Origin of the sequence: uncultured Nisaea sp. (assembly GCF_963974195.1) — a bacterium.
In the GTDB taxonomy this organism is placed as follows: domain Bacteria; phylum Pseudomonadota; class Alphaproteobacteria; order Thalassobaculales; family Thalassobaculaceae; genus Nisaea.
On record NZ_CAXBDC010000158.1, the window covers coordinates 1 to 6,818 of the forward strand.

Annotated in this window: 9 protein-coding genes; 2 read left to right on the forward strand and 7 right to left on the reverse strand. The window is 64.3% G+C overall.

From position 1 onward, the window contains the following. The 5 genes from AAC126_RS21155 to cobS all read right to left on the reverse strand — a co-directional run. Positions 1-356 (reverse strand): dihydrodipicolinate synthase family protein (locus AAC126_RS21155; protein WP_339857272.1); only part of this gene is annotated, 356 nt, incomplete at its 3' end. 116 nt (positions 357-472) lie between these two features. Next, complete coding sequence (locus AAC126_RS21160; protein WP_339857273.1) at positions 473-1,081, reverse strand: SCO family protein; 609 nt, start codon at positions 1,079-1,081, stop codon at positions 473-475. 87 nt (positions 1,082-1,168) lie between these two features. Next, positions 1,169-1,837 carry a lipid-binding SYLF domain-containing protein gene (locus tag AAC126_RS21165; protein WP_339857275.1) on the reverse strand — a complete coding sequence of 223 codons (669 nt, stop codon included), beginning with the start codon at positions 1,835-1,837 and terminating at the stop codon, positions 1,169-1,171. 91 nt (positions 1,838-1,928) lie between these two features. Beyond that, positions 1,929-2,558, reverse strand: coding sequence for a histidine phosphatase family protein (locus AAC126_RS21170; RefSeq protein WP_339857277.1), 630 nt, complete (start codon positions 2,556-2,558; stop codon positions 1,929-1,931). Continuing rightward, positions 2,555-3,370 carry an adenosylcobinamide-GDP ribazoletransferase gene (gene cobS, locus AAC126_RS21175; protein WP_339857279.1) on the reverse strand — a complete coding sequence of 272 codons (816 nt, stop codon included), beginning with the start codon at positions 3,368-3,370 and terminating at the stop codon, positions 2,555-2,557. The genes AAC126_RS21170 and cobS overlap by 4 nt, the downstream gene beginning before the upstream one ends. A 127-nt stretch (positions 3,371-3,497) precedes the next feature. Between cobS and cobT the strand changes: the two genes are divergently transcribed. Together cobT and AAC126_RS21185 are read left to right on the forward strand one after the other, a co-directional pair. Then, positions 3,498-4,532: a nicotinate-nucleotide--dimethylbenzimidazole phosphoribosyltransferase gene (gene cobT / locus AAC126_RS21180; RefSeq protein WP_339857281.1), complete on the forward strand. Its 1,035-nt coding sequence runs from the start codon at positions 3,498-3,500 to the stop codon at positions 4,530-4,532. Positions 4,533-4,548: 16 nt separating this feature from the next. Further along, complete coding sequence (locus tag AAC126_RS21185) at positions 4,549-5,157, forward strand: NUDIX hydrolase (RefSeq protein WP_339857283.1); 609 nt, start codon at positions 4,549-4,551, stop codon at positions 5,155-5,157. Here the strand turns inward: AAC126_RS21185 and AAC126_RS21190 are convergent. Continuing rightward, complete coding sequence (locus AAC126_RS21190) at positions 5,142-5,975, reverse strand: ABC transporter permease (protein ID WP_339857285.1); 834 nt, start codon at positions 5,973-5,975, stop codon at positions 5,142-5,144. The two genes, AAC126_RS21185 and AAC126_RS21190, sit on opposite strands and share 16 nt — an antisense overlap. After that, positions 5,972-6,745 (reverse strand): ABC transporter ATP-binding protein, encoded by a 774-nt coding sequence (locus tag AAC126_RS21195; RefSeq protein WP_339857286.1) that lies wholly within the window; start codon positions 6,743-6,745, stop codon positions 5,972-5,974. The genes AAC126_RS21190 and AAC126_RS21195 overlap by 4 nt, the downstream gene beginning before the upstream one ends. Positions 6,746-6,818 lie beyond the last annotated feature (73 nt).

The following is a 6,818-nucleotide window of genomic DNA, read 5'->3' on the forward strand; positions in this document are numbered from 1 at the left end:
TCGTCGCTCGGGTTCTTGTAATAGAACGGCGGCAGCATCAGGACATGCTCGATACCGATATCGAGGGAAGCCTTGGTCAGGGCAACCGTGTCCGGCAGGGCGCAGCAGCCGGTGCCGATCATCAGCTTGTCCTTCGGCAGATCGGACGCGCCGAGCTTTTCGAGGAAGGTCAGCCGCTCGGCGACAGACAGCGAGTTGGCTTCGCCGGTGGTGCCGAACAGCAGCACACCGTCGCAGCCGCTGTCCAGCAGCCAGCGGGTATGGTCGAGGGTAAGGTCGATATCGACCGAAAGATCATCGTTGAAGGCGGTCAGGCCGGCGGCCATGACACCCTTGATGCGCGGGCTCGTGCTCATGCGCGCTCTCCTTGGGGATTGAAGGACGGAAGGAAGCCGGATCTTAATCGCGCGCGGGATTCCATTCAAGCGAGGTCGGCACCACGATGCGGAAGAACTGCCGTGCGCTTACGGCGTCAGCCCGCGATCCGCTTGGTCAGGTCTTTTGCGATGTCTTCCGGCGCGGCATTGAAGCCGAAATGGCTGACATAGCGGCCGTCCGGACCCATCAGATAGGTGATGGTGGAATGGTCCATCAGATAGTCGCTGAAATCCTCGCTCTCGACCTTCTGGTAGAACACCCGGTAGGCCTTGGCGACAGCCGCGATCTGCTCCTGTGTGCCGGTCAGATAATGGATCTTGTCGTGGAAATGCTCGCTGTAGGCGCCCAGTGCCTTGGACGTGTCCCGGGCCGGATCGATGGTGATGAAGACCGGCTCGACCTGTTCGGCCACCTTCGGGTCCAGCATGTCGAGCGCCTGGGTCATCACGGTCAGCGTCGTCGGGCAGACATCCGGGCAATAGGTGTAGCCGAAGAAGACCAGCATGTAGCGGCCCTCAAGGTCTTCATTCGTCAGCGTCGCCCCGGTCTCGTCGGTCAGGCTGAACGGCCCGCCGACCAGATTGGCCGTGCTCTCCTGGCCGCCGATCCGGCCGCCGCTGACGATCCAGTAGCCGGCGGCAATGGAGCCCGCGAGGGCGAGGCACAGAAAGCCGACAAGGAAGAAGAAGGTCCGTCTGGTCATATTCGAGATCCGGTTTCCGTACGTCCCTTCCGCCGGTGGGCGGAAGGGACGTTGAGAATTCAATCATTCGAATATGGCGGCACCGCCCTAGAATTGCGAGAGCGTCTCGCGCAATGACTTCGCCTCGTCCGCGGTAAAGCGGCGTTCGAGCAGGATTTGCTTGGGAGACGCGGCGGTGCGGTAAAACGTCTCATTCTTCTCCGGCTGGGGCTGAATCACCGCGCCATCGAAAGCGCCGCCGCCGAACAGGCCCTTGGATTTGGCGAAGGCGATGAAGTCCGCGCCGAGCGAGCCGGAGCTGGAGGCTCCGACACCACCGCCGATCGGGCCGACAGCGATGCTGGCATCGGCGCCGAATTTCACCTGGTTGCTCATCAGCGAGTTAAGCCCCTTGTCGGTCATCACGACCAGCAGAACCTGCTTGGCCTCGACACCGGCCTGCAGGCCGATGCTGCCCGCCGTCAGGGAGTAAAAGGCCGGATCGCTCCAGTCGCCGGGACCCTTGCGGGCAAGCAGGACACCCTCGCCATACTCGCCGCCGACCACGAAGCCGGCCTTGACCAGTTGCGGGATGATGAACACGCCCTTGGCCCGTTTCAGATAATCGTTAACCGGACCGACGACATTCGGATCGCTGGTCAGATCGTGCAGGGTTGTCCGGGCCCGCTCCACCGTCATCGAGGCCTCTTCCGCCCGTGCGGTGGTTCCGAAAAGAGCCGTCGCGAAAAGTATCGCTGCAAAAAAACCGTACCGCATGCCTGATCTCCTCATGGCGTGGCCGTGTTTGTCATGGCGTGGCGTCTGCCAGGCGTCTGATAAATGGGGCGCGATGCCCGCTTTGGTAAGCTTAAAGGCCGGCTCTGAGATTGAGTCCGCGCAGCTTCCAGGGAGACAACGCGCCACGGGCCGCTTCGGTTCCCGCATGATCGGCGAGGCTGAGGGAAAGCGGCGCGATTTCCAGCGCCAGCGCGTTCTCCGGTGAGAGGCCGAGGATCGCCGCGACAATGGCCCGGATCGAGCCGCCATGGCCGATCAGCACGATGTCCCGGGCCGGATGCGCCTCCGTCAGCATGGCGAAGGCGGTGGATGCCCGTGTCATCAGATCGGCGAAACTTTCACCGCCCGGGGGCCGGTTTTGCGCCGGATTGTCCCAGAAATGTACATAATCGGACGTGTTTTCGCGGGCCAGCGCAGCATGTGTCGTCCCCTCCCACGCCCCGAAATCCTGCTCGGCGAAACCGGCCTCCACGATCCGCTCACCCGGCGCCCAGCCTGCCTTTTCCAGCATCTCCGCCGTCTCGGCCGTCCGGCGCAGGGGTGTGGTGACGAGGAGAGCGGATTGTGGAAGCTGTGCCGCGATCTGCTTCAGAAGTGCCGGGTCCTGAGGCAGTGCGGGTACATCCGTGCGCCCGTAGACAGTGCCCTTTTCGACTGCGGCCGGAGCATGGCGGAGCAGATGCCAGCGGGTCGGTGTCATCCGGGCCAGCCGAAACCGGCCGCGCCAGCCGGGAGCATGGTCAGGGCAATCAGGACGAAACATTCGACGATCTGCTCGCTTCCCCCCAGCACATCGCCGGTATAGCCGCCGATCTGCCGCTTCGCGAGTAGTGCTGTGGCGCCTCCGGCCAGCGCTGTGGCGGCAAGGGCGGCGATGAAGCCTGTTCCCGGCAGCAGGGCGAAGGACAGCAACGTCCCGAGCGCAAGGCAAAGGCCGGTGGTCACCGGTTTCGCCCGCCCGGCGCCGCTGCCGAGGCCGGTCGCGGTTGCGGGGGCAAGGCAATAGGCAATCGGCAGAATGGCGGTCCGTCCCAGAACATGCGCCGCCATCAGGCCAAACGCGGCAAGCCAGGGCGCGGCAATGGCGAGGTTGGCGAGGCAGGCGGCCTTGATCCCGGTGGCGATGACGAGGGCCAGCACGCCGTAGGAGCCGACACGGCTGTCCCGCATGATCTCGATTTTCCGTTCTTTCGTGCCGCCACCACCGAACCCGTCCGCCAGATCGGCGAGACCGTCTTCATGCAGCGCGCCTGTCAGGAAAGCGGTCAGGGCGAGGGCAATCAGGGCAGCCGCGAGCAGCGGGACACCAGCATGGGCGCCGAGCCAGAGCGTGCCGCCGCCAACTGCCCCGACGAGCAGCCCGACCAGCGGAAAGGCCCAGCCTGTATGCATCAACGGCCGGTCACCGCGCGCGGGCGCCGGAACCGGCAGCCGGGTCAGGAACATCAGGGCGTGGAGCAGGTCGTCCACCCACCAGGGGCGCCAGACCGAAGCCGGTTTTTCGCTCGCCATGACTGTCAGAATCCCGTCGTACTAATCCGTTGTGCGGCGTCTCCAAGCGTCGCTCCCGGACTATGCACAGGCGCTGATCGCCTGTATAGGGGGCGGCATTCCAAAGAACAGTTCCCTGTGATGATCCATGAGCGACGAACGTTTTTCGCCCGAGAATGCGACCTTCGACGAGATCCGCGGCCTGTTCCGCGCCTTGCCGCCGGCGGACCTTGAGTCAGGTACCGCGGCGGTCAGCCGCGAGACGCAACTGACCAAGCCCTCCGGCTCGCTTGGCCGGCTTGAGGAGCTGACGCGCTGGCTCGCGGCCTGGCAGGGCAAATATCCGCCGACCGTCGAGCATCCCCGGATCTGCGTTTTCGCCGCCAATCACGGGGTCACGGCCAAGGGCGTCTCCGCCTATCCGGCCGAAGTTACCGCGCAGATGGTGCAGAACTTCATCTCCGGCGGTGCCGCCGTGAACCAGCTGGCCCAGCTTTTCGATGCCGATCTCCGGGTCTACGAGATGGCGCTCGACCAGCCGACGGCGGATTTCACCGAAGAAGCGGCGATGGAAACCGGCGACTGCGCCAAGGCCATGGCCTACGGCATGATGGGTGTGGAGCCGGGCATCGACCTGCTTTGCCTCGGCGAAATGGGGATCGGCAACTCGACCTCCGCCGCCGCCATCTGCCATGCGCTCTATGGCGGCACGGCGGAAGACTGGACCGGACCCGGAACCGGTGTCACCGGCGATGCCTTCAGCGCCAAGGTGAAGGCGGTTGCCGATGGCGTTGCCCTGCACAAGGCCCGGACCGAGGACCCGCTGGAACTCTTCGCCGCCGTTGGCGGGCTTGAGCTCGCGGCAATCGCGGGTGCTGTGCTGGCCGCCCGCATGGCGCGGGTGCCGGTTCTGCTGGACGGGTATGCCTGCACGGCCGCTGCGGCTGTCCTGCATGCCGCCGATCCGCGCAGCATCGAGCATTGCCAGGTCGCCCATTGTTCCGCCGAGCCGGGTCACCGGCTGCTGCTGGAGAAGATTGGCAAGGAGCCGATCCTCGATCTCGGCATGCGGCTGGGCGAAGGCTCCGGCGCGGCTTTGGCCATCGGTATCCTGAAATCGGCGGTGGCCTGCCACACCGGTATGGCGACCTTCGCCGATGCCGGTGTCAGCGGCCCGGCCTGATATTCCCGGAGTTCCCATGCCGAAACCCTGGCGCATTCTCGACAGCCGGATCGAATATAGCGACCGGTTCCTGTCCCACCGCATGGATAAATGCGAGACGCCACACGGTCAGATTGTCGATCCCTACCATGTGATCGAGCTGCCGAACTGGGTGAACATGGTTGCCGTGACCGAGGACCATCAGGTTCTGATGGTGCGGGAATACCGGCATGGTATCGGTGAGGTTGTGTTCGGCCTGCCGAGTGGCACAGTCGATCCGGGCGAGACGGAACCGATGGGCACGGCCAAGCGGGAGCTGCGCGAGGAGACCGGCGCCGAGGCTCCGCACTGGGTGCAGACGGGCCGGATGTATCCGAACGCTGCCGTGATGACCAATACCTGTTTCAGCTTCCTTGCAGTCGGCGCCCGGATCACCGGTGAGACCGCATTCGATGACGCCGAGGATATCGAGACCGTGCCGGTACCGATCGAGGATCTCTATCGCCAGCTGCTGGCGCGCGAGCTGACCATGACGGCGATGCATCTGGTCAACCTGCACGAATCCGCGCTCTATATTATGACCTCGGGCGATCCGCTGGTGGCAGGCCTGCGGGATAAACTGGCGCCGCTCTACTCTCCGATCTGAAGCAGGCGGCCTTCCTTGCGGGCGCTGCGATAGGCCAGCCAGAAGACCCCGGCGCCGATCACGAAATACACGACATTCAGCATCATGGCGCCGGCCAGCAGGTCGAGCCGGAAGGTGCCTTCGAACAGCACCGCGCGCATGCCCTCGAAGACATAGGCGGAGGGAGTCGCCCAGGCCACCATCTGCAGCCATTCGGGCATCACCGAGACCGGGTAATAGACGGCGGAAATCGGGGCGAAGGCGAAGACAAGCACCCAGGCGAGACTTTCGGCGCCGAGCCCGAAACGCAGGATGATGCCGATCACCGCCATGGCGATGCCCCATGCCATGAAGAACAGGCAGGCCATGAAGGCGAACAATGCCGGGCCGATCGAGAAAATCGAGAAATCGTAAAACACGATAGCAAGCAGGGCAGGTGGCAGGGCGCCGATCAGCGTGCGCACCAGGCTCATCATCATCAGTGTCATCACGAATTCATGCGGCCGGAGCGGGCTGACGAACAGGTGGCCGAGATTGCGCGACCACATTTCCTCAAGGAAGCAGAGCGAAAACCCCATCTGGCCCCGGAACAGGATGTCCCAGAGCAACACGCCCGCCAGCAGCACACCGGCGGCACTGGCGACCCAGCTCGACTGGTCGAGGAAGAATTTGGTGACGAATCCCCACTGGATCATCTGCATGGTCGGCCAGTAGGCCATTTCCAGCAGACGGGGCCAGGAGCCGCGCATCAGATAGAAATAGCGCAGGGCCATGGCCAGGACCCGCCCGGCGTTGAAGTAAGATGCGGGCGGCGGGGTGAAATCCAGATCCGCGCTCATGCCGGTCCCCTGTCTGCGCCTGCACCGTCATTCGCCGCCGCGCCGGTCTGCCGGGCAACGTCTAGGAAGACTTCATCCATGGTCTGGCGCCCGTATTTTGCCAAGAGCTCGGCCGGGCTGCCCCGGTCGACGATGGTGCCCTGCCGCATCATCAGCACACCGGCGCACAGCCGCTCGACTTCCTGCATGTTGTGGGAGGCGAGCAGGACCGTTGCCCGGGTCTCGCGCTGGTAGGTTTCCAGATAGGTCCGGATCCAGTCCGCCGTATCGGGATCGAGCGAGGCCGTCGGCTCGTCCAGCAGCAGCACGCGCGGCTTGTTGATCAGCGCCTTGGCAAGGGCAACACGGGTCTTCTGTCCGGCGGACAGCTTGCCGGAGGGCCTGTTCATGAACTCCGTCATGTGGAGCTGTTCCGCCATCTCGGCGATGCGCGCTTTCGGATCGGGAACCGAGTAGAGCCCGGCATAGATCCGCAAATTCTCGCGCACGGTCAGCCGGTGCGGCAGATCCACATAGGGCGAGGAGAAATTCATATAGGGCAGCGCCCGGTAGCGGTCGGTCGCCATGTCGCAGCCGAGGATCGAGACACTGCCGCCGGTCGGCTCCAGCAGGCCCAGCATCATGGCGATGGTCGTGGTCTTGCCCGCGCCGTTGCCGCCGAGCAGACCCATCGTCACACCTGCCTCGACCGAAAAGCTGACGCCGCGCACGGCATGTACCGTGCCGTAGCGTTTCTCCAGGTCTCGAACCTCGATGACCGTTTTGCTCATGGACCGCGCTCGTGAGAAGTGCTCGTGGGAGTTCGTTCGGATGTGCCTAAATCAGCGTCGCGACCTTAGCCCG